This is a genomic window from Paradevosia shaoguanensis, assembly GCF_016801025.1.
GTDB classification, from domain to species: domain Bacteria; phylum Pseudomonadota; class Alphaproteobacteria; order Rhizobiales; family Devosiaceae; genus Paradevosia; species Paradevosia shaoguanensis.
The window spans coordinates 4,189,523-4,211,885 of record NZ_CP068983.1 but is presented as its reverse complement, the minus strand read 5'-3'; the positions used below and the strand labels follow the sequence as shown (position 1 = coordinate 4,211,885).

Here is a 22,363-nt window from a genome sequence, read left to right as displayed (position 1 = left end):
CGACATGGAATGCTGTGGGGGCCTAGGGGATCATAATGAAGTCGTTTCGCACCTTGTTGCTGGGGACTGTTTTCGCCACGTCGCTGATCGGGCTGGCGAGCCAGGCGCAGGCCCTGTCGCTGCAACAGGCCATTGCCAGCGCCGTGAAAACCAATCCCGAAATCGGGCAGGCCGTCGCCAATCGCGAGGCCACCGAGTTCGAGCTCAAGCAGGCTCTGGGCCTCTATCTCCCGCAGGTGAACCTCGAAGCCTCCGTCGGCGTCGAAGTGCTCAACAATCCGTCCCGCCGCGGTGCCGGCATCCAGGACGATCCGCTCTATCCGAGCGAAGTCGGCGCCAGCATCAGCTACGACATTTTCGATGGCGGCTTCCGCCAGGCCGAAGCGAACCGGCAGGCTGCGCGCATCGACGGCGCCTCCTACCGCGTGCTCGAGCGCTCCGAGGCGATCGGCCTCGAGATTGCTCGCCTCTATTTCGAAATCCTGCTGCAGAGCCACATCGTGGACATCGCGCGGCAGAATGTCAGCTTCCATGAAACGACGCTCTCCAATGTGGGCGACGCCATTTCCAGCGGCCAGCTGACCGAGGCCGATCGCCAGCAGGCGCAGGAACGACTCGCAGCCGCCAATTCGCGGATGTTCGAGGCTCAGGAAGCGCTCGAAGTGGCCCGTATCGGCTTCTACAAGGAAGTCGGCTCGCCGTTCGACAGCCCGACCGCGCCCCGTCGCGTCGGCAAGTCGCTGCCGCGTACGCTCGAGCAGGCGATCGACATTGCCCGCAAGAACAATCCGCGCATCGGCATGGCTGCCGCCGACATCGACGCCGCTTCGGCGGTGGTCGAGCAGTCGCAGGCCGGCATGCTGCCCAAGCTTTCGCTCGAAGGCCGTGGCGTGTTCGGCACCGATACGTCGGGAACCGCGGGCTACACGACTGACCTTCAGGGCCGCCTGGTGCTGAAGTGGAACATCTTCGACGGCGGCATCAAGAGCAACGAAGCGCAGGAGAATATCCGGCGCGAGACGGAAGCCATGCTGGCGCAGCAGGCGGCGTTCCGTGAAGTGGAAGAGGCCGTGCGCGTTTCCTGGTCGCGCATCAACCGCCAGACCCAGCTCGCCACGCAGTACGCTGCGCAGATGGCGGCCTCGGACAGCCTGGTGAAGGCCTATCGCGAGCAGTTCACCATCGGCCAGCGCTCGCTTCTCGACGTGCTGGACGCGCAGAACAGCCGCTTCAACGCCCAGGTCCTGAACGAAACGGCGGTCTATGCCGCGCGCTTCGCCGAGTATCGGCTGATGGCCTCGACGGGCCAGCTGATGGCGTTCCTCAGCGTTGCGCCGCCAGCGCAGGCAGACGCCTATGCGCGCACGATGCTCGAGTCGCCGGCAGCCGATTCCTACAAGGATCATAAGGCCGTGCCGGTGCAGTTCGATCGTCCGCTGGACCTTACGAAGTTCGTCAATTAGGCCGGCCAGGCGTTCAACTTTAGTTTTGGCGTCAATACTGTCAAAAAGCCGCCGCCATTCAGTGATTTGCGGCGAAGCTAGTTAACTGCGATTCATTGTCCTGCTTGAGCCTGGTGCGCTGCAGGCATAGAGCGTGCCTGTCCAGGCACGGAAATGGACTATGGCTATCGACAGCGCATCCAGGGACAAGGACCAGCCGCTACAACCGACTGCCGATGCCGGCTCGCCCGCAGAGGCAGGCGGCGTTGCGCCGACGGCAAATGTGGCGGGCCCGGTGGGTCGCGCGAGTCGCCCGGCTGGTGGTGCGAGCCCGGTGGGTGGCGTGAGCCCGGTGGGCAGCGTGAGCGGCCCGGCTGGTGGTGTGAGCCCAGTGGGCAGCGCGGGCGGCCCGGTGGATAATGCGACCGGTTCGACGGGTGGTGCGAACACCCCTGTGGGTGGCGCGACTGGTTCGGTCGGTGGCGCGACGGGCGCGACGCAAGCCCCTGTTTCTCCTGGGAATGTCCCCGCGTCTGCGGGAAACCTTGCAGCGGCGATCACGAGTGCGGCCGCTTCGGCGGAACGTGCTGCGGCGGCCGATGCGCAGGCGGCTCCCGTGCCGGTGGATGATCCGCTGCTTTCCGTGGTGCGTTATCTCGCGATGCGCTGGAGCCGGCCGACGGCGCCGGAAGTGCTGACGGCGGGGCTACCGCTGGTCGATGGCAAGCTGACGTTCGAGCTTCTGCCGCGCGCGCTGGAGCGCGTGGGACTGACTGTGACGCAGAAGCGGACGGCGCTGCGTGATCTCCCCGAATTCGACATGCCGGCGATCATTTCCGGCAAGCACGGGCAGATCATGGTCTGCGTGGGCCGGGCAGGGCGACACAAGCTGCGCTGTTACGATCCTGAGGCCAAGGCCGAAACCATCATCGCGACCAATACCGCCGAATGGCGTTTCCGCCATCGCGTGCTGCTGGTCAAGCAGGCCGTCGACGCCGACGATTCGGCCGACGAGCTGGACGACGGCAGCATCAAGGAAACGCATTGGCTGCGGGCGGCGCTACAGGGGCATTGGGGCAACCTGGCCTATGTGCTGATCGCGGCGACGTTCATCAACATTTTCGCGGTGGCGATGCCGCTGTTCTCGATGAACGTCTATGACCGCGTGCTGCCCAACAAGGCGGTGTCGACGCTCTGGGTGCTGGCCATCGGCATCGTCACGGTGTTCGTCTTCGATTTCCTGCTCAAGATCGCGCGGGCCGCGATCATCGACCATGCCGGGCGGGTCATCGACTTCCGACTGTCCTCGGTGCTGTTCGACCGGGTGCTGAATACGTCGGTGGCGGCGCGGCCGGCCTCGACGGGCGCCTTCGTCAACCGCATCACGCAATATGAAGTGCTGCGCGATTTCTTCACCTCCCAGACGGTGGTGATGTTCGTCGACATCCTCTTCATGGGCGTCTTCGTCTACGTGATCGCCATGCTGATCGGCTGGGTGGTGATCTTCCCGGTGCTGGCGGCGCTCATGGCGATCGTCGGGACGATCATCATCGGCATCCGGTCGAAATCGGTGGTCGAGGCGGCGCTCAAGGAATCCTCGCAGCGTAACGCGATCCTCGTCGAGGCGCTTTCGGCGACGCAGACGGTCAAGGCATCGCGGGCCGAAGGGCAGTTCCTGCGCAAGTGGGAAAGCTCGATCTTCGCGTCCTCGGAGACACAGAACAAGATCAAGTGGTACCAGTCGGTGGCCACGCAGTTGACCTCGGTCATCAGCCAGGTTTCCACTATCGGCATCATGATCGGGGCGACCTATTCCTTCGCCGAAAACCAGGTGACGATGGGCGCCATCGTTGCCGCGATGATGCTTTCGAACCGGGTGATCGCGCCGGTGGCGATGATCTCCGCCGCGCTGCTGCGTACGCGCTCGGCCATGGAGGCTTATACGGCGCTCGACAGCATCATGAAGCTGCCCGACGAGCGCAAGGTGAAGCGCGGTTTCGTCACGCGCTCGGTCGAGAGCGGCAAGATCGAATTCCGCAAGGTGCGCTTTGCCTATCCGGGCATCGAGCACTACGTGCTCGACCAGGTGTCGTTCACGATCAATCCGGGCGAGAAGGTGGGCATTATCGGCCGCATCGGCTCGGGCAAGACGACGCTGGGGCGGCTGCTGGTCAATTTCTATCCGGCGAGCGAAGGCGAGATCCTGATCGACGGCGTCTCGATCAAGCAATACCACCCGGCTTCGCTGCGGCGGCAGGTCGGGCTGGTGCTGCAGGACCCGGAACTGTTCAACGGGTCGATCAAGGACAACATCCTGCTCTCGAACCCCGAGGCGAGCGAGCAGCATTTCCTCGAGGTGTCGCGCCGTGCAGGCGTCGAGGAATTCGTGTCGCGACATCCTTTGGGCTACGACATGCCGGTGGGCGAACGCGGCTTCCTGCTTTCGGGCGGACAGCGGCAGGCGGTGGCACTGGCGCGCACGATGCTGGTGGACCCCAAGATTCTTTTCCTCGATGAACCTTCGAGCTCGATGGACCTGGCGACGGAGCGGCAGCTCATCGGAGCGCTCAGCCGCACGCTGGCGACAGACCATACGGTGCTGATCGCGACGCACCGTTTCAGCCTGCTTCAGCTCGTTACGCGGCTGATGGTGGTCGACAACGGACGAATTGTCGCCGATGGTCCTCGTGATGCCGTGCTTGCCCAACTCCGGGCGCAGGGCAATGGCGGGGAGGGAGCCGCATGAACAAGCCCGCCGGATCATTCGACTCGCTGATGGCCTCGGTGCCGCAGCAGGATCGGCCGCCGCGTGCGTGGCTCTACGTGATCCTCCTGGTCTGCGCCTTTCTTGGCGCGGCGCTGCTGTGGGCGTCGCTGGCGCAAATCGACGAGATCAGCCGCGCGGAAGGCCGCGTGATCCCTTCGAGCAAGATGCAGGTGATCCAGAGCGCGGAAGCGGGGGTGGTGACGGAAATTCTCGTCCGCACAGGCGAGCAGGTCAAAAAGGGCCAGCAGCTCATCCGGCTCGACGACACAACGACGGCCTCTTCGGCCGGCGAGGTCGAGGCCAAGGTCAATGCGCTCCAGGCGCAGGTGGCTCGGCTACGCATCGAATACGAGGGCAGGGCGGCCGATGGTTATGTCTGCCCGCCGGAGGTGGTGAAGGAAGCGCCGGCGGTCTGCGACAGCGAATCCGACCTGCTCAAGGCGCGCCAGCTGACGCTGAGCCAGGGCAAGCAGGTGCTGTTGCAGCGCGTCGAGCAGCGGCAGCGCGAGTTGAACGAGGCGCTGGCCAACCAGAGCCGGCTGACCGAAGCCAATCGGCTGGGCACGGAGAAGCTGGCGCTGATCGAGCCGATGGCCAAGAAAAACCTGGTGTCGCAGAACGATCTGCTCAATGCACAGCGCGACGTGACGGACACGAAGGGGCAGCTCGACGCCGTGGTCGAATCCATTGCGCGGCTCAATGCGGCGGTATCCGAGGCGCAGTTGCAGGTGGACCAGGCGGACCTGCAATTCCGGCAGGATGCGCTGACCGACATGACGATGCGGCTGGCGGAGCTCGCGAGCGCGCAGCAGGCGCTGCGCGGCGCGGCCGATCGCGTGAGCCGGACGGATATCCGCTCGCCGGTCGACGGCATCGTCAACAACCTGGCAGTCAATACGATCGGCGCCTTCGTCTCGCCGGGCGAGCGACTGGTTGATATCGTGCCGATCGAGGATACGCTGCTGGTCGAAGCCAAGCTCAAGCCGTCGGATGTGGCCTTCATCCTTCCGGGACAATCAGCCAATATCAAGATCACGGCCTATGACTTCTCGATATTTGGCGGGTTGCATGGGGAAGTGCAGAACGTTTCCGCCGACAGCATCGTCGACCCCGATACACGCGAGACCTATTACCTGGTGCTGATCAAGACCGACCAATCCGCGCTCGAATATAACGGCAAGAAGCTGCCGATCCTGCCGGGCATGGTGTCGTCGGTCGAAATCCTCACTGGCAAGAAGACTATTCTGCAATATCTGATGAAGCCGATTAACAAGGCGCGCGACGAGGCTCTACGTGAACGATAAGGCGGTCGCCCAGACGCGGCTGCCGGAGCCAGTCGCACCCGAAGAAGATGGCCTCGATGGCCTGCTGACGCCCGAATTCCGCGTGATCAACACCGGTAATCGCCGTCGCGGGGTGCGTCTCGAGCGGTTGTTCTGGCAGGTGCTGGCCGATATCGCGCTGGCACGCGGCATTCGCCGCAGCCAGCTGGTGAGCGATATCCTCGATGAGGCCGGGCCGGGCGCGGACAACACGGCCAGCGTGCTGCGCGTCTATGCGACGCGCGAGCTGGAATTGCAGCGCCGCTCGCTGGTGGCGCGGGGCGAGCCGAGCTTCGTGATCAACCTCTTGCAGGCGGCGCCGGTGCCGGCGTTTGCCATCAACCGGCAGAAGCGGTTGCAGCAGGTCAATCCGGACTTCATCCACCTGCTGCGGGTGGTTTCGGGCAACATGGCGCAGAAGATCTCAGCGGACGTGGTGCACATGTCGCTCGATATTCCGCTGGACCAGATCTTTGCCCAATTCAGCGAGGGCACGCCGACGCTGCAGTGCGGCTACACGCTGACGATCGACAACAAGCAGCGCCGCGGCCGGGCCAAGGTCGTTTCCGTGCCGCCATCGCCCAGCAACATGCTGGTGGGCTACATCATTTCCTAGAGACGGAGCGCGACATGTGGGGGCCTGAGCGTACTAGTCTACTTCGCCGGGCCTTCGTGCTGGCGCCCGTGCTGCTGGCGCTGGCGGCGTGTTCCACCAGCGGCGGCCTCTTCAAGGCCGGCGGCAACGGCAAGGCCGTGACGCCGACATCCGAGAATGTCGGCACTGGCAGCAGCGCCGTCGCGATCCTGGCGGCCGACGAGGCGCATAATCTTTCCGATGGGGCGGCGGGCAGCACCTACCTGGCGGCGCGCCTCGCGACGACGGCGTTGTCGGGTACGCCGATACGGCTGCTGGTGCGGCGGTATGACGGCAAGTCGGGCTCGCTGCAAAAGGCCGCAACGGAGTTTGCGCAATCGGGCGCCAAGCTGGTGATTGCGCCGGCAGACGACGCGGCGGCGCGGGCCTTGGCCAATGCGCTTGCGCCGCGGGGCGTGTCGGTGGTTTCGCTCGGCCAATCGGGCGATCCGGCCAATCGGCTTTTCGGGGCGTTTGCGCGCAGGGACGAGGTGACGTTTTCGGCGGCGGAAATGAAGCGGCGCGGCTATGGCGCGGTGGCGATCGTGCAGACGACAGATGCGGCCAGCGCGGCTTATGCCAATGATATCGGCGAAGCGGCTGCCAGGGCCGGGCTCAAGGTGCAGTTCGTGGATGGCGGGAACCCGGCGGCTGCGGCGGCACAGTTGCAGTCCCAGGCCGCGATGGGGTTCGAGCCGCGGGCGATCGTCTTTGCCACCGGACCGGCGGTTGCGGCGGGGGTAATGGGGGCAGTGCGGGCGGTGCCGGACTTGCAGGGCGTTGCCGTAGTCGGCAATGGCGGCTGGGCCGTGGCGCCGCCGGCCGGGCTCGGCAAGGGCTGGTACCCGTCGCTGTCGCGGCAGGGGCTGGCCGGGTTTGTCGAGAAATTTACGGCTGCCTATGGGCAGCGACCGACGGTCGAGGCGGCGGTGGCGTACGATCTTGTCGTGCTGGGTGGGGCCTTGCCGCAGGTGGCGCCGGACGATCCGTTCGGGACCACGACGATGACGAATGCGCAGGGGTTTGCCGGCGTCACGGGGAATTTCCGGTTCGATGCCGGCGGGGTCGCCCGCCGGGCATTCTCGGTCGTCGAGCTCAGATAGCTTATTCGCCGGGCATCACGTCGGCCATGTTGCCCAGGGCGACGGCGGAGCGCCGATCCTGGAAGCCGTGGATGTAGTTCTTGCCGCCGACGAAGGACATGATCGGCACGTAGCTGATGAAGGCCGTGTCGGTGGTGACCGTGTTGGTCAGGTTGTCCAGGATATAGGCCTTGCCGTCGACATGGACGGCGAGCACGGCATGATAGAGCTGACGCCGGGTATCCTTGAGCACCACGAGCTGGAGCTGGCTCTCGTCGAATCCGATGCTGCGGAGCAGCCAGAGCTTGGTGGTGGCGAAGTCCTCGCAATCGCCAACGCCGCTCCTCGCGATTTCGGAGGGATTGGCCCAGTAGTCGCCTTTGCCCCACGCGGCGCGATCGGCCTGGTAGCCGAGATTGCGATTGACCGCGCGGTTGACGAGGTTGAGGGCCTGGTCGGTCGGCAGCTGGCTGGCATCGCGGGCGGCTTTGGCCAGCACCTTGCGCAGGCCGCTGCCGCAATCGGCCGGGCCGCAATCAGGATTGAAGACGTTGACGACGTCGGCGCCGGCAGCGTGGGACCAGGCGCGCGCCGCAGGAAGGGCGCCGACGGGAATCACGACCGAACCGAAGACATTGTAGTTTCCGTTGCCCTTGCCGCGGCTGACGTCGGGCAGAATCGGAATGCCGGTGGAATCGAGCGCGGCGACAGCAATATCGTCATCGACCGAGTCCGGGGTGTGATTGAGCGAAGCAAGAAGAAGATCGGCGGCCTGGACGGTATTGGCGCGCGATATCGGGTTCAATTCACGGACGGAACTGAAGGAGGCGGGCTCGCGAGCGGTCGCGACGCCGCTTGTCCCTAATGAAATGGCGAATACTGCGCCGAGCAAGACCGTTTCTAGTCTTATCTTGTTGAGCATCTAAGCTCTCCCTGTTGAGGGAGAAGCTAGCGCTCAACTGATAATTGCTCGGAAAGAGACGTGCTCTATTTAGAGTTGCTAAAAATGTTGCAATTTTAGCGAGTTAGCGGTTCGGCAAACGCCAAAAACGGCGCCATGGCACCGTTACAATTGCTGGGTATCTGGGGGAAGAAAAGAATGGCTCCGCGAGTAGGACTCGAACCTACGACCCAGCGGTTAACAGCCGCTTGCTCTACCAACTGAGCTATCGCGGAAGACATTCTGTGTGCCTCCTCGTCGAAGGCAGCGTCCGTGTACCGGGTTTGATTTGGTTTGCCAAGCCCGAATTTGCGTCTCTGCGAACTCATTTTCGAGAGGCTGTGGAAGACTGCAGCTTTTTCTCGAAATTCATCAGCTCGCTCAGGGTGTTGACGTTGGCAAAAGGATCGCCGGCGGGCGTCGTTGGCCAGTTTACGTGGGTCGCGGAGAGCTCTTTTGCCAGCGATTTGAGGCTGAAGGGGGCCTGACCTCCCAGGAGGCGCATGGGGAGATCGGCGACGGCGGCGAGGCGCCAGGCGGAGTTGGTGGGATAGGGTTGATCGGCGTAGCAGGCGAGCGATGCGGATACGTCTTCGCCGAGCGAATCTCGCATTCGGGCGAAGAAGTCGGGTGGCAGGAATGGGGTGTCGACGGCGACGCAGATGACGGCTTCGGGCGGGTGCGAGGCTTTGGCCAGGGCGTCGACGGCAGCGGCAAGGCCCGCGAGGGGGCCCTGGGAGATCGGCAGGAGGTCCGGGACCGGGTGGGTGCCGGCGAGCAGGGCGAGGGCTCCCGCGGGCAAGGAGCCTGTCGAGACGAGGATGGAATCGGCCTCGGCGAGCGCGGGGAGCACGCGATCGAGTAGGCGGATGCCGCCCAGCTTGAGGGTTGCCTTGCGGACGCCGCCGAGGCGCGTGCCCAGGCCGCCGGCGAGAATCACGGCGGCGGTGCGCATGTCAGCGCCGGAACCGAAAGACGAGGCTGAGCAGGATGCCGGCCACGATTCCCCAGAAGGCCGCGCCGATGCCGAAGAGGGTAACGCCCGACGCCGCGGTGACGAAGGTGACGATGGCGGGCAGCCGGTCTTCATCATGGGCGAGTGCGCCCGATAGCGCCTGCGCGAGGCTGGACATGAGGGCAAGGCCGGCGACGGCCTGGATCAGGACCTGCGGCGAGGCGGCGATGAGGGCGGCGGCGAGACCGGCCAGGAGGGCAAAGGCCAGATAGCCGATACCGGCTGCAATGGGAGCGACCCAGCGTTTGGTGGGATCGGGATGCGCTTCCGGGCCGGCGCAAAGCGCGGCTGTGATGGCAGCGAGGTTCACCGTATGGGCGCCGAAGAGGGCGATGACGGCACTGGCGAGACCCGTGACGGTGAAGGACGGGCCGGGCGAGAGGTCGTAGCCATTGGCTTTCATCACGGCGAGGCCGGGGAGATTCTGCGAGGCCATGGTGACGATGAAGAGCGGAATCGCCACGCGGACGAGGCCATCGAAGGTGAAGGCCGGCATGATGAAGGTGAGTGAGGGCAGGGCTGTTGCCATGCTGGCGCCCTCGAGGTGGGTGTTGAACGCCAGGATTACGAAGGCGACGGCGACTGCGATGGGTACTGCGTAGCGGCGCAGGAAGGCGAGGCCAACGACCCAGGCGGCCAGTATCGGCAGCGTCAGCTGCGGTATGGCCTCGAGGGCGTGAAGAGGGGCGAGGCAGAGCGTGAGCAGGATGCCGGCCAGCATGCCGTTGGCGATCGGAGCGGGGATTGCCGAGACGGCGCGGGAGAATGGCTTCCAGATGCCGGCGAGGACGATCAGCGCGGCAGCGACGATGAAGCCGCCGACGACGGCCGGAAAACCACCCTCGACTCCGCCGACCGTGGCCAGGAAGGCAACGCCGGGCGTGGACCATGCGATGGAGACCGGAATGCGTGTTTTCCAGGCAATGGAAATGTTGAGGATACCCAGGGCGATGCAGACTGCGAAGAGCCCGGAGCCGGCCTGCTGCGGGGTGGCGCCCACTGCCGTGAGGCCCGCGAGCACAAGCGTGAAGGTGCTGGCATAGCCGACCACCGAGGCCAGGAGACCGGCGATCACCGGCTGGACATACCAGGCACGGGAAGGGCGCGATTGCGCGGGGTCAGTATCCTCTAGGGCGGACATGGGATCTCCGGACGACGGCAGGAGCAGGAAAATCTGGCGGGCGTGTAGTGTTGGCCGGGATTCTGCGCCGCTTCAACCGGTTTCGGTGATCGAGGCTTTGTTATGGGGCGCGTCTAAGGTTGGGCTTGCGGCGACCGCGCGGCCATGAGACAGCCGGGCGACCCTGAAACCAGGGCTTTGAACTACCTGGAGTCCATTCCTCTATGAAACTTTACTACAAGCCGGGCGCATGTTCGCTGGCGGCGCATATCGTTGTCAACGAAGCCGGCCTTCCCGTGGCGCTCGAGCAGGTCGACCTGGCCAACAAGAAGACCGCGGACGGCGGCGATTATTTCGCGGTCAGCCCCAATGGCTACGTCCCGGCCCTGGCCATTGCCGAGGGCGATGTGCTGACCGAGGCTTCGGTGGTGGTGCAGTACCTCGCCGACAAGCAGCCGCAATCCGGCTTGATGCCGGCTGCGGGCAGCATCGAGCGCTACAAGGCGCAGCAATGGCTGGCTTTCATCTCGACCGAGCTGCACAAGAATTTCGGCGTGTTCTTCAAGCCGGACAGCACCGACGCCATGAAGTCGAACAACAAGGCACTGCTCGAAAAGCGGCTGGCCTATGTCGACGGGCAGATTGCCGACAAGACCTACCTGCTTGGCGACATCTTCTCGGCGGCCGACGCCTATCTCTACACCGTGCTGCGTTGGGCCGGCTTTACCGGCGTTGCGCTTCCGGCCAATGTGTCGCGCTGGTTCGCTGCCGTCTCGGCTCGTCCGGCCGTGCAGAAGGCGCTTTCGGAAGAAGGTCTCGCCTGACCTGGACCCTGCGCCTTCCCGCGTCAGCGGGAGGGCGCCTTCCCGATTGTGAAGTCCTTTCGGGAAACTCTTGGCGCAGAGCTTCGTTGGCCCTCTGGAAAGCAAAGGAGAGCCACGATGAAAAAGAGCATCAGCTTCGCCACCGGCGCCGTCGTCATTCTCGGAATGGCGACTTTTCCGGCAATCGCACAGGACGCGCCCGCAGCCCAGCCGCAAGCCGAAGGGCAGGCGCCTGCAGTAACCGCGCCAACGCAGGTTGAGGAAAGCTATGCACGCGTCCTCGATGCCATCAAGGCGGGTGCAGCAGTTGCCGATATTTCGGGTAGTTCCGGCGCAGACGTGACGGTCGTGCAGCTATCGGCGCTGCAGGGCGACACGGAGCACGATGGTGCCGACGTCGACACCGCGATCACCGAAAACCAGGCCGCAGTTGCGGAATTGCGCACGGCCGTTGCCGCCAATGCGGCGCTGACTGCCAAACTCCAGGAAGTAGGCGTGACACCTGACCAGGTGGTGGCCGTCGCCAAGAACGATGACGGCAGCCTGCGCGTCTATGTGGACGATCGCAAGAAGTAGGCAGTTGCCGCGCTAGACGGCCTGTCCGCGATAGTGCGCGAGCCGCTCCTGGGCATTCGCCTCGCGAGCGGCCCGTGCGACTTCGATCGGAACGACGCGACGGCCGACCGGCCAGAGTGAAAGGCCGGCGAGCTTGAACGCCTGCAGGCCGAACGGAATGCCGATGATGGTGAGGCAGCAGAGAACGCCCGCTACGAGGTAACTGAAAAAGAGTGCGAGGCCGAAGGTCAACGCCCAGAGGACGTTGAAGATGAAGCCGACCGTGCCGGTGAACGCCGTGGTGGCATCGAGGCCGCGATTGTCCAGTTCGCGGACGTGAACGACTTCCTTGCCGAAGGGGAAGGCGGACATCTTGACCATTTCGAGCGCGGCGCGCGTGAGGGGCAGGCCGATGATGGTCAAGGCAAAGACGGCCGCGCCCACGAGCCAGATCAGACCCGTAACGAAACCACCCAGGACGAACCAGATCACATTGCCAGCGAAGCGCATTTTTTCCTCTGTGAGAACTGCGGAGGAAATATAGGGCGTCGCGAGTCGATGCGTGAGTCTTCCGGCCCGACAATCCAACCGTGATGCTGGAACCTAAGCCAGCCCGCTTTGTTGACCTGCCGTACCTGCGTCAAGAAAAGGGCAGAATGAAATGAACGGCATCATCTATCTGGTCGGGCTCGTCGTAGTCATCATGGCCATCCTCTCCTTCTTCGGTCTGCGCTGAATGAGCCGGGAAGAGGAGGTTTACATGGCATTGGAAACAGAAATCATCGAAGTGGCCCCGGCGGCGGGCACGAAGGATTCCTACGTCGATTGGCCCGCGATATTCGGCGGCATCGTGCTGGCGGTGGCGCTCGGGCTGGTCATGTTGACGTTCGGGTCGGCAATCGGGCTATCGCTGATCAATTTTTCGGCGGCGCCGGACGTCTCGCCGATCTGGGTGGCGATCGCGGCCGGGACCTGGCTGCTTTGGGTCGAGGTCTCGTGCGCGATGGCCGGCGGCTATCTCACCGGGCGCATGCGCAAGCGGCTGCATGATGCGACCGAGCATGAATCGGATGTCCGTGACGGGGCGCACGGCCTTCTGGTCTGGGCCGGCGCGACGATCGTCGCGGTGATCGTGACGCTGTCGGGGCTCGGCGCCGCGGCCAATACAGTGGGGTCGGCGGTGGCCACCGTAACTGATGCGGCGTCGAATGTGGCGGGCGGTGCTGCGGACAATGCGACGGCTTATTTCACGGACGCCTTGTTCCGGCCGGTTGCGCCTGCCGGCGGAGCGGCGGCGGGAGCCGCGGCCAGTCCGACGCCGCCGGCCGCGGTGGGAACGGCAGTCAATATTGCCGATGCCCGCGGTGAGGCGGCGCGCATCCTGGCGCAATCGGCTGCTGCCGGGTCGATGAGCGACGAGGACAAGGCCTACCTGGCCCAGGTTGTAGCCGGGACGACGGGCATGCCGGAGGCCGATGCGCAGGCCCGGGTCGACCAGGTGCTGGCCAATGTACAGGCGGCCAAGGACCAGGCGGCAGCGGTCGCCGAGACCGCCCGCAAGACCTCGGTGCTTGCAGCATTTCTTACCGCTGCGTCGTTTCTAGTGGCGGCGGCGGGCGCCTATTGGGCCGCCTCGATGGGTGGGCGGCACCGGGACGAAGGCACGGTGTTCACCGATGTCTTCCGTCGTTACTGAGCAAGGAGGAGAATCGCCATGTTCCGAGCACTAGGTCTCTGGCTCCTGGGCGTGCCCATCTGGCTGATCATCATCATCCTGCTCTTCATTCACCGATAAACGGCAACAGGGGCGCCTTGGGCGCCTCTGTTCTTTCGAGCATAGCTGATCGCGCAGCGCCAAGCGCGACGGCGAACTCTCTGCATCTTAGGGAAAGCTGGAGGCCACGCCCGGAATTGAACCGGGGTACGCGGATTTGCAATCCGCTGCGTCACCACTCCGCCACGTGGCCTCACGGCGGGAGTATCTACGGGGCCGTAAAGGCTTATGCAAGCCCAGATGCTCCCCCGAGGGTGATTTTCTAGACAGTCTTCTTAACGGCGTCTGCACTTGTGGCGAGGCGTTCGGAAATACGGGCGCGGTTGGTGGCCTGGGCTTCGGGCGTCGGCTGCCAGTCGTTGCACCATTCGGGCGGGATGCCGGCGAGGAGGACTGCAGGATCGGTGAAGGCGGGGCGGTAGCCGCGGGACTGCATCTCTGCGATGAGGCTGGCCTGGCGCCGCGCCAGGTAGAGCAGGCGCGGGTAGAAGAAGCGCACGTGGCCGGAGCCCAGGCGGTATTCGGTGGGGTTGCGGGTGTCATCGGGGCGCTCGCCGCGGGCTATGGCGGCGCGGACGAGCGCGAAGATGCGGGGCAGTTCGCGGTACTCGGCGACGAGGTGCTGGACCGTCAGCTCGGACGGCGGGACGCAGTTGATGCGGGTCATGGCCTCGCGGCGTCAGCCGCGGCCGAGGAGCGTGGCGAGGAAATGCAATACCGGCTCCCAGAAAATTCCCAGGAGTACGATGAGGACCGAGAGAATCAGGAGCGGGAGCTTGGCGCGGGTGGAGCCGCCGGTGCTGCCGTTCTGGCGGGCGCGTTGGTCGGCAGCCGCTTTTTTAGCCTGCTGTTCCTTCGCCTTCTTGCGATCCGAAAGCTTGACGATGTTGCTCATGGGAGCGCTCCTCGTAGTCCACTGATACGGATATCGCCACGAGGGGCTGCTGCCAAGCCGAGAAGACTAGGGTCCGTACTCAATAAGCCCGGCGCCCCCAGAGCGCTTATCTCCCATCCGACAGATTCCAACGGAAGCGTTGTCCGTCTGCCGTGCCACACCCACTGAACGTCCCCGGCCGAAGAGCCGGGGCCCACGGATTCCTCCACTCGAGTGGAGGGTGGCAATGGGCCCCGGATCAAGTCCGGGGAAGTTCAGTGGTTGGGGCGCGGCCATCGCAACCTCATCTACCGGCGCAATTGAGTGCGGACTCTAGGCCAGCGTGATCCTGAAGCGGGCCTTGAAGTCGCCTTCCCACCACATGGGGAAATTCGTGCCCCACTTGTTGTTGTGGAGGTTGAAGCGGAGCCCGGTGTCGAAATTGGGCGGATTGCGGTCGAAGGGCATGAAGGGGGTAGCCGCGGGGCCCACGAGAGGCGTGTCCAGCGGGGTGATGGTGAGGTCGTTGCGGCGGGCGGCAAAAATGGCCTGGAGCTGACCGCCGCCATGGGCGGCAACGCGGTTGGCCGGTTGCCAGAGGCCGGTCTTGAGGAAATCCCACGAACCGTTGCCGGCGGGCGTGAAGGTGAGGAACCCGGCTTCGGGCATGCGGTTGGCGGGCTTTTCACGCAGGGTAAGCGTGAGCTCGATGATGTTCTGGTCGATGGGCGCGAAGGCAAGGTCGACGCGGGCCGGGGCGCCGAGTTCTGTGTGTGCTTCTGGCGGGAACGTCAGGGCGAAGCCGGAGGCGATCCGGCCGGCAAGGGTGGGCTGCCAGGAGGCGGAGCGGGCGGTGTGGGCCTTCGCCAGACCGGGCTTGTCGTGGTCGAGAATGGCCCACTCGGCGCGATGGGTAAGGTAGGTATCCATGTGGCGCGCGATGTCGGCCGAGTCGTAGCTTTCGTAGCGGAAGCCGAGGAGCGAGCCGTTCAGGCCTTCGAGGCGGGTGCCCGAGGGCGCAGTGAGGCTGGCGACATCGCCAGTGGGCGTGAATTCCAGGCTCCAGCCGTCGAGTGCGAGCGTTTGCGTCGAGGCGTGCCCGGTGGGCGCAGCGGTGGCGGGTACGTCGAGTTCGGCCAGTGCCGCTTCGGCGCGGGCGCGGTCGGGTTGGGCGAGGTGATCGACGGCGCGGTCGAGATAGGCGCGCTGTTCGGCCCAGGAGGCTTCGGTGTAGGCGAAGCGGTAGTCGGTCTTGCGGGCGGCTTCGAAGGCGGGGCGGTCCCAGGCCTTGTCGTCGCGCAGGTAGCTCTTGATGTCGACGCCGCAGGTATGTTCGGCGACCATGGCGAGTTCGCGCCCGAAGGCGAGGCGCGATGGCGTCAGGCCTTCCGATTCAAAGGCGTCATAGGTGCGCTGGAGGGCGCGGAAGCGGGCGGATTTGATGGGGTCGCTGGCGCTGCCATGAATCCAGCTGTCGCCCAGTTCGACGTCGAGCACGGGGAATTCGGCGCGGCGATCCCAGAGGAGGGCGGCATAGGCGTCGAGGGTCGAGGCGCGGAGCGTCGCGCCGGGATTGTGGGCCGCGATCTCGCGCAGGCCTTCGCTGGTCTGCGGCACGCTTTGCGGGCCGATATTGTCGCTCGTATGGGCGAAGCTCAGGCCTTCGGTGAACCCTTGCGGGAAATGCGTGGCGCCGTAGGACTTCTGGTACATGACCACGATTTCCTCGCCGGACGGCGCGCGCCAGCGGAAGACATCGGGCACGTCGGGCGGCGGGGAGGCGGTGTTGACGCCCAGATGCAGGAAGCGGATCCCCGCCTGCGCCATGAGCGGCACGATGCCGAGCGTATGGCCGGGAACGTCGGTCATCTTGGCGGCGATGGTCTGGCGGCCGAAACGCTTGTCGAGTTCAGCGGCATAAGAGAGGCCGGCGCGGAAAAGGGCCGGGGACATCAACTCGCTATGGGTGGTGTAGGGCAGGGCGTGCCAGGTGATGAGGCCGCGCTCGATGGCCTGTTCGAGCCGGGCGATCTCGGCGGGGCTGCGGGAATTGAGGTGATCCCAGATCAGCCAGGCGCCGGTGGTCCAGATGAAGCGGGGCTCGTCGGGGTTTTCGCGGAAGAAGTGCTCGCCCGTATCGATCGCCTGCGGGATGAAGCGCTCGTGATACTGGCGGCGGACTTTTTCGGCGTGGTCGGTGAAACCGATATCGAGATGGGTCTTGAAGACGACGTGGATGACCGGCGCGGCCATGAGGATACGCTTTCGCTAAAAGGCTAGCCGACCGTGCCGCGCACGACGAGCTTGGTGCGGATGGTCTCGGACAGAGCCGGGGCATCCGGGTTCTTGAGGCGGCGCAGGATCAGACGGACGAGGGCGCGGACGCGCTCGTCCAGATCGATCCGCACGGTGGTGAGGTCGTAGCTCTTCCAGTGGCTCTGCGCGATGTCGTCGAAGCCGACGACCTTGACGTCCTGCGGAACCTTGAGGCCGAGCTCGTGGCGCAAGGCGTCAAGGACGCCGAAGGCGCCGACGTCGTTGGCCGCGAAGATGGCATCGACGCCGTCGCCGATACGGAAGAGGTCGATTGTGGCGCGGTAGGCGGTGTCATAGGTGAAATCGCCGGGCACGATGAGCGGTTCGCCCAGGCCACGCGCGGCCATGACCTGGCGCAGCACATATTCGCGCTCGAGGCTGGCGGAAGCATGTGGATCGCCGGCCAGATAGGCGAAGCGGCGGGCGCCAAAGCCCTGCATGAGCGCGATAGCCTGGTCGATGCCGTCGCGCTGGATGACATCGAGGCGATCGAAGCGCTGGCCGGGAGCAATGGGCTCGATGGTCTCTTCGTGCGGATAGCTCACATAGATCGGTACGGCGCGATCGAGGATCTGGCCGAGGATTTCGGGGCCGACATTTTCGGTGAAGGCGATGACCGAATCCGGGTTGTAGCCCTTCATATAGGTGAGGAGCTGGCTATCCATCGAGCGATCGGTGCGCGTCTTGAAGAGCAGGGTGGCAAAGCCTTCTGCCTGGAGCGCGGTAGTGAGGGCGTCGATCTCCTGGCTTTCCCAGGGCGAGCAGACATCGGGCACGATGACGCCGACGAGATGGGAGCGGCGGGTAACCAGGGAGCGCGCCGCGACATCCGGCGTGTAATTGAGCTCCTGGGCGACCTTCAAAATCCTGTCGCGCTTTTCGGGTTTGATCGAGGCATGCGGGTTGAAGGCGCGGGAGACGGCCACGCGCGATACCTCGGCAACACGGGCGACGTCGTCGGCCGTTGCCCGGTTCCTCGCTCTGCTGGTCGCCTCGCTCACGCCAAAACCTGCCTCGATAATGAAAGCGCTTACAATCTGTTTTGGCGTTTCGTCGATGTGCAGTCAAGCTGGGGCGTGCCGAAGGTCCCGGATTTTGCGTATTATGGCAGCAAGACTGCCCTGTCATTGCAAATTCATTAAGGACCCGATTGACGCAAAGTGAAAACGTGTTCAATCTCACGCTCGTGAACTGCGGTACTACCCAGCGCACTGAAATCGACTGCCGGCCAAGTCCGGACCATCGAATGGGAGGAAACTTCGATGAGCAATCGTCTGCGTTCGTATTTTATCGGCCTTGCTGCGGCGACCGCTCTGGTCACGCCCGCCCTGGCCGTTGACCTGACCATCACCTGCCGCTGCGTGGAAGGCGGCGTGAACAGCGAAACCGCCGTCTGGATCAAGCAGGACGTGATCCCCGGCTTTGCCGCCAAGGCCAAGGCCGACGGCAAGGACATCAACGTCGCCCTCAAGGAATTCGGCGGGCAGGACGAGCAGCTTACCCAGCAGCTCGCGCTCGACTTCTCGACCGGCGCCGGCGCCGACATTTCCGGCTTCGACGGCTTCCTGATCCCGAGCTTCGTGGAAGGCAATCTCCTGAAGCCGCTCGAAGACCTCGGCGGCGATGCGGTCAAGAACTGGGAAGGCTGGGGCCATATCGCCCAGGGCTCCCGCGATCTGATGAGCTACAAGGGCAAGGATTATGGCCTCGCCCTCGGCACCGACGTGCGCGCCATCTTCACCCGCAAGGACCTGCTGCAGGCCGCCGGCATCGACCCGGCGACGTTCCAGCCCAAATCCTGGGCCGAACTGCTCGACGCTGCCCGCGCCCTCAAGAAGGCCAACCCGGACAGCTTCCCGCTCCAGCTCAATGCTGGCGTGAATATGGGCGAAGCCACGACCATGCAGGGCTATTGGATGGCGCTGCTCGGCACGGGCGAGGCGGTGACCGATGCCGATGGCAAGTACATCGTTTCGAGCCCCGGCATCCTCGACACGCTCAAGCTCTACAAGACCATCTATGTGGACGAACAGCTCGGCGACCAGCGCGCTCAACTGCTGGCCGACGGCCGTAACCGCACCTTCACCAACTTCCGCGACGGCAAGACCATGATGCTGGTGGAAGGCGACTGGTTCTACAACTCGGTGATGGCGCCGGGCGCCGAATTCGCCGTAGATGACCGCGCCGCCAAGGTCGGTTGGGCCTCCATGCCGGCCGAAGAGCCGGGCAAGGGCCTGCGCGGGCAGGATTTCGTGACGGTTTCGGGCGGCACGGGCTTCGTGATCAACCCGAACACGGCTCATCCGGCGGAAGCCTGGGAATTGCTGGCCTTCATGAACAGCGCCGACCAGCTCAACGCCTTCCAGAAGCTGCGTGAAGCCCGCCGCATCCGTGACGACGTGCCGACCCCGAACAACGTCTATCTGCAGGAAACGCAGAAGTCGCTGCTGCCGCTGACCACGGCGCGTCCGAACGATCCGAACTACAACAAGGTTTCCGCTGAAATTCAGCGCATGACCGAGAGCGTGGTTTCGGGCGAACTGTCGCCGGAAGACGCCATGGCCCAGTACAAGGCCGCCGTCATCGGCATCGTGGGCGAAGCCAACACGGTTTCCAAGTAAGTCGGGTTCCTCCCTGGGGGGAAGGCTGTTGCGGCCTTCCCCTCATCCGGCGCTTCGCGCCACCTTCTCCCAAGGGGCGAAGGTATCCGAGGCCGTTTGCGCGGATTGTGCCCCCAGGAGTTCTCGCCCTATCGGGCGGGGCGGCGAGGGGCTGTCTCGAGGCCGAGTATTGGGCGATCAATGAAGAAATTCTCCCTGTTATCCACCCGGGCGGGTGCGCTGTTCCTGACGCCGGCGGCGATCCTGGTGGCGCTGTTCGTCATCATCCCGTTCTTCTGGGTGATCTTCGTTTCCTTCACCAACCGCACGCTGCTCGGGAGCACGGCGGTCAATCCCGATTTCGTCGGCTTTGCCAATTACCTGACGCTGTTCAACCCCGAGACGTTCTTCACGCGCGGGCAGTTCGGCTTCTCGCTGATCCTGACCACGCAATTCGTGATCCTTTCGGCCCTGGTCGGGCAGGCGCTGCTCGGGCTGCTGCTGGCCTGGCTGATGCAGGCCGTGCCCAAGCCGCTCAAGGCGTTTACAGAAACCTTCGTCATCGCGGCCTGGATCCTGCCCGAAGTGGTGATCGGCTTCGCCTGGTTCGCCTTCCTCGACTACGACAACGGCACGCTTAACGGCATGCTGCGCTCGGTGGGGCTGCCGGGGGCGGACCTGCTGCTCCAGCAACCGTTCTGGGTGATCGTGTTCTTCAACACGTGGCGCGGCGCGGCCTTCTCGATGATGCTGTTCAACTCGGCGTTCCAGTCGATCCCCCCAAGCTACTTCCAGGCGGCTGACGTGGCCGGCGCGACGTCGTTCCAGAAATTCCGCGATATCGCGCTGCCGCTCATCCGCGGGCATGTGGTGACGGACCTGATCCTCATCACCATGTGGACGTTCAACGTCTTCACACCCTTCATCCTCACCCATGGCGGGCCGTCCTACCGGACGGAACTGCTCTCCATCTATACGTACCGCATCGCCTTCAAGGACTTCGAGTTCGGCAAGGGCGCGGCGGTGGGCGTCATCATCATGCTGATCAACCTCGCCTTCGCGCTCGTCTACCTGCGCATCGCGCGCGGCCGCAAGAAGGAGGAGGCCGAGTCATGAGTGCCGGACAATTCTTCTCGCGGCTGGGCTATTCGATCCTCTCGTGCCTTATCGGCGTGATCTTCGCGCTGCCGCTCATCTGGTTCATCTTCGCCCCGTTCAACGCGCGGGCGGAACTAGGGCTGGCCATTCCCAACCCCTTCACGCTCCAGAATTTTTCGACCGTGTTCGAAAACACCTTCGCGGTGCGCGCGCTGCTCAACAGCCTGATCCAGGCTTTGGGCGGGGTGGTGCTGGTGGGGTTCGCGGCGACGCTCGCCGCCTACGCGTTGTCTCGCTCGTCGGTCCCTGGCAAAGGCGCGGTGACCTACATATTGCTGCTGTTCTCGTCCGTGGTGTCGGGTTCGGCTGCCATGGTGCCGATTTTCCTCATCATTTCGGCGATGGGGCTGATCGACAGCCATATCGCGGTGATCCTGGTTTTCGGCGGCGGGCTGCTGCCGACGGCGATGTTCATCCTGCGCGATTTCATCGACGGCATTCCGCGCACCTATGAGGAAAGCGCGATGGTGGCGGGGGCTTCCCCGGTTCAGGCCTTCTTCGACGTGGCGCTGCCGGTGATCCGGCCGGGCATCGTGGTCGTGGTGGTGTGGGCGTTCGTCAACATCTGGGGGAGCTTTCTCATCCCCTTCATCCTCCTGCGCAGCGACAGCGTCATGCCGGCATCGGTGGCGATCTATTCCTTCTATTCGGAGGCGGGCACGCCGATCGTCACGTTGCTGGCGGCCTATTCGCTCATCTACTCGCTCCCCGTTATCGTCCTTTACCTGTTCGTGAGCTGGAAGTTCGGTTTCCGGTTCTTCGGCGGCATCAAAGCGTAAGTCTCATGGCCTCAGTAGAATTCCAGAAAGTCACCAAGAGTTTTGGCAGCTTCCATGCCGTGCAGGGCGTGGACCTCCAGATCGGGGACGGCGAGTTCGTGTGCCTTCTCGGGCCCTCCGGCTGCGGCAAGACCACGAGCCTGCGCATGATCGCCGGGCTGGAAACGCCGACCTCGGGCAAGATCCTGATCGGGGGCGACGACGTCACCAACCTGCATCCCAAGGACCGGCAGATCTCGATGGTTTTCCAGGATTATGCGCTCTATCCGCACATGAACCTGGCCGACAACATCGCCTATCCGCTGAAAGTGCGCGGCGAGCCGGTGGAAAAACGCCATGCGCGCGCCAAGGAAGTGGCTGACGTGCTCAAGATCGGCGACCTGATGAACCGGTTGCCGGCGCAGATTTCGGGCGGGCAGCAGCAGCGTACGTCGCTGGCGCGCGCGCTGGTCTATCCGAGCCGCGTCTATCTCTTCGACGAGCCGCTTTCCAACCTCGACGCCAAGCTTCGGCTGGAGGCGCGCGGGTTCCTCAATCACCTGCAACGCGACATGGGCATGACGGCGGTTTACGTGACGCACGACCAGGCCGAGGCCATGGCGCTCGCGACCCGCATTGCGGTGATGGACAAGGGCCATATCGTGCAATACGCGCCGCCCATCGAAATCTACCGCCGCCCGGCGACGACGTTCGTGGCCAATTTCGTCGGCAACCCGCCGATGAACCTGGTGCCGGCCGAAGGCATGATCGAGAACGGGGCGCTGCAATTGCGGGCGCATGGACTGAGCGCGCGCGAGCTGCCGATGTCCAAGGGCATCGCCAAGGCGCTTGAGCGCGGCAAGACGCTGACGCTGGGCGTGCGGCCCGAGCACCTGTCGATCGGGGCGATCACCGACGCCAACACCATTTCGGGCAAGCTGTTCGCCAATGAAAATATGGGGCCGGAAAAGCTCGTGACCTTCGAGCGGCATGATGGCGGCCGGGTGACGGCCCGCATCTTCACCGATGACCTGGTGGATGTGGGCGACACGGTGACCTTCGCCTTCAAGGCGCGGCATGCGCATGTCTTCGATGGCGATGGCCTCCGCATTCCGATGGACGACGAACAGCCGCTGACGCCGTAAGCGTCGCAACACCCATCCCGCCCTCCTCGCGAGGAGG

20 protein-coding genes and 2 tRNA genes are annotated in these 22,363 nt (G+C 64.4%); 12 read left to right on the top strand and 10 right to left on the bottom strand.

From position 1 onward, the window contains the following. Window positions 1–35: 35 nt before the first annotated feature. The 5 genes from JNE37_RS20450 to JNE37_RS20430 all read left to right on the top strand — a co-directional run bounded on the left by JNE37_RS20450 (window position 36) and on the right by JNE37_RS20430 (window position 7,268). Window positions 36–1,463, top strand: coding sequence for a TolC family outer membrane protein (locus JNE37_RS20450; RefSeq protein ID WP_052152414.1), 1,428 nt, complete (start codon window positions 36–38; stop codon window positions 1,461–1,463). A 160-nt stretch (window positions 1,464–1,623) separates the two neighbouring features. Continuing rightward, complete coding sequence (locus JNE37_RS20445; RefSeq protein ID WP_203064613.1) at window positions 1,624–4,188, top strand: type I secretion system permease/ATPase; 2,565 nt, start codon at window positions 1,624–1,626, stop codon at window positions 4,186–4,188. Further along, entirely contained in the window at window positions 4,185–5,513 is a 1,329-nt protein-coding gene (locus tag JNE37_RS20440) for an HlyD family type I secretion periplasmic adaptor subunit (protein WP_246513385.1), read from the top strand. The genes JNE37_RS20445 and JNE37_RS20440 overlap by 4 nt, the downstream gene beginning before the upstream one ends. Then, window positions 5,503–6,147: a ribbon-helix-helix domain-containing protein gene (locus JNE37_RS20435; RefSeq protein WP_035037489.1), complete on the top strand. Its 645-nt coding sequence runs from the start codon at window positions 5,503–5,505 to the stop codon at window positions 6,145–6,147. Before JNE37_RS20440 ends, JNE37_RS20435 begins: the two co-directional genes overlap by 11 nt. Window positions 6,148–6,161: 14 nt before the next feature. After that, the gene (locus JNE37_RS20430; RefSeq protein ID WP_203064612.1) at window positions 6,162–7,268 is read left to right on the top strand and encodes a type 1 periplasmic-binding domain-containing protein; all 1,107 of its coding nucleotides are present in this window, start codon (window positions 6,162–6,164) and stop codon (window positions 7,266–7,268) included. Window position 7,269: 1 nt separating this feature from the next. Here JNE37_RS20430 and JNE37_RS20425 read toward each other — a convergent pair whose 3' ends face one another. From JNE37_RS20425 to JNE37_RS20410, 4 genes are all read right to left on the bottom strand, one after another. Next, window positions 7,270–8,052, bottom strand: a complete 783-nt coding sequence (locus JNE37_RS20425; protein WP_203064611.1) for a transglutaminase-like cysteine peptidase — start codon at window positions 8,050–8,052, stop codon at window positions 7,270–7,272. Window positions 8,053–8,347: 295 nt separating this feature from the next. Then, window positions 8,348–8,423 (bottom strand) — tRNA-Asn (locus JNE37_RS20420). Between the two features lie 89 nt (window positions 8,424–8,512). Continuing rightward, window positions 8,513–9,142 (bottom strand): molybdenum cofactor guanylyltransferase, encoded by a 630-nt coding sequence (gene mobA / locus JNE37_RS20415; RefSeq protein WP_203064610.1) that lies wholly within the window; start codon window positions 9,140–9,142, stop codon window positions 8,513–8,515. A 1-nt stretch (window position 9,143) separates the two neighbouring features. Continuing rightward, window positions 9,144–10,343, bottom strand: coding sequence for a benzoate/H(+) symporter BenE family transporter (locus JNE37_RS20410; RefSeq protein WP_203064609.1), 1,200 nt, complete (start codon window positions 10,341–10,343; stop codon window positions 9,144–9,146). 203 nt (window positions 10,344–10,546) lie between these two features. On the opposite strand from JNE37_RS20410, the gene gstA reads away from it, so the two are divergent. Then, complete coding sequence (gene gstA / locus JNE37_RS20405; RefSeq protein WP_203064608.1) at window positions 10,547–11,146, top strand: glutathione transferase GstA; 600 nt, start codon at window positions 10,547–10,549, stop codon at window positions 11,144–11,146. A 117-nt stretch (window positions 11,147–11,263) separates the two neighbouring features. Further along, a complete protein-coding gene (locus JNE37_RS20400) occupies window positions 11,264–11,722 on the top strand; it encodes a hypothetical protein (RefSeq protein WP_203064607.1) in 459 nt (152 codons plus the stop codon). Between the two features lie 12 nt (window positions 11,723–11,734). Here the strand turns inward: JNE37_RS20400 and JNE37_RS20395 are convergent, their stop codons facing one another. Beyond that, on the bottom strand, window positions 11,735–12,211 hold the full coding sequence (locus JNE37_RS20395) for a YccF domain-containing protein (protein ID WP_203064606.1): 477 nt from the start codon (window positions 12,209–12,211) through the stop codon (window positions 11,735–11,737). Between the two features lie 250 nt (window positions 12,212–12,461). Here JNE37_RS20395 and JNE37_RS20390 point away from each other — a divergent pair, with 250 nt between their 5' ends. Beyond that, window positions 12,462–13,397 (top strand): hypothetical protein, encoded by a 936-nt coding sequence (locus JNE37_RS20390; RefSeq protein WP_203064605.1) that lies wholly within the window; start codon window positions 12,462–12,464, stop codon window positions 13,395–13,397. A 197-nt stretch (window positions 13,398–13,594) separates the two neighbouring features. On the opposite strand, the gene JNE37_RS20385 is transcribed toward JNE37_RS20390, so the two are convergent. The 5 genes from JNE37_RS20385 to JNE37_RS20365 form a co-directional block, all read right to left on the bottom strand. After that, a tRNA-Cys gene (locus JNE37_RS20385) sits at window positions 13,595–13,668 on the bottom strand. A 69-nt stretch (window positions 13,669–13,737) separates the two neighbouring features. Next, complete coding sequence (locus JNE37_RS20380) at window positions 13,738–14,142, bottom strand: pyrimidine dimer DNA glycosylase/endonuclease V (RefSeq protein ID WP_203064604.1); 405 nt, start codon at window positions 14,140–14,142, stop codon at window positions 13,738–13,740. 12 nt (window positions 14,143–14,154) lie between these two features. Continuing rightward, window positions 14,155–14,370, bottom strand: coding sequence for a hypothetical protein (locus JNE37_RS20375; RefSeq protein WP_035093423.1), 216 nt, complete (start codon window positions 14,368–14,370; stop codon window positions 14,155–14,157). Window positions 14,371–14,682: 312 nt separating this feature from the next. Beyond that, the gene (locus tag JNE37_RS20370) at window positions 14,683–16,602 is read right to left on the bottom strand and encodes a DUF5054 domain-containing protein (RefSeq protein WP_203064603.1); all 1,920 of its coding nucleotides are present in this window, start codon (window positions 16,600–16,602) and stop codon (window positions 14,683–14,685) included. Between the two features lie 23 nt (window positions 16,603–16,625). Further along, window positions 16,626–17,666 (bottom strand): LacI family DNA-binding transcriptional regulator, encoded by a 1,041-nt coding sequence (locus JNE37_RS20365; protein WP_203064602.1) that lies wholly within the window; start codon window positions 17,664–17,666, stop codon window positions 16,626–16,628. A gap of 261 nt (window positions 17,667–17,927) precedes the next feature. Between JNE37_RS20365 and JNE37_RS20360 the strand changes: the two genes are divergently transcribed. The 4 genes from JNE37_RS20360 to JNE37_RS20345 all read left to right on the top strand — a co-directional run bounded on the left by JNE37_RS20360 (window position 17,928) and on the right by JNE37_RS20345 (window position 22,326). Next, window positions 17,928–19,286, top strand: a complete 1,359-nt coding sequence (locus JNE37_RS20360; protein ID WP_035037510.1) for an extracellular solute-binding protein — start codon at window positions 17,928–17,930, stop codon at window positions 19,284–19,286. A 180-nt stretch (window positions 19,287–19,466) separates the two neighbouring features. Then, a complete protein-coding gene (locus tag JNE37_RS20355) occupies window positions 19,467–20,381 on the top strand; it encodes a carbohydrate ABC transporter permease (RefSeq protein WP_035037512.1) in 915 nt (304 codons plus the stop codon). Next, window positions 20,378–21,202 carry a carbohydrate ABC transporter permease gene (locus JNE37_RS20350; RefSeq protein WP_035037514.1) on the top strand — a complete coding sequence of 275 codons (825 nt, stop codon included), beginning with the start codon at window positions 20,378–20,380 and terminating at the stop codon, window positions 21,200–21,202. The genes JNE37_RS20355 and JNE37_RS20350 overlap by 4 nt, the downstream gene beginning before the upstream one ends. A gap of 5 nt (window positions 21,203–21,207) precedes the next feature. Next, entirely contained in the window at window positions 21,208–22,326 is a 1,119-nt protein-coding gene (locus JNE37_RS20345) for an ABC transporter ATP-binding protein (protein WP_203064601.1), read from the top strand. Window positions 22,327–22,363 lie beyond the last annotated feature (37 nt).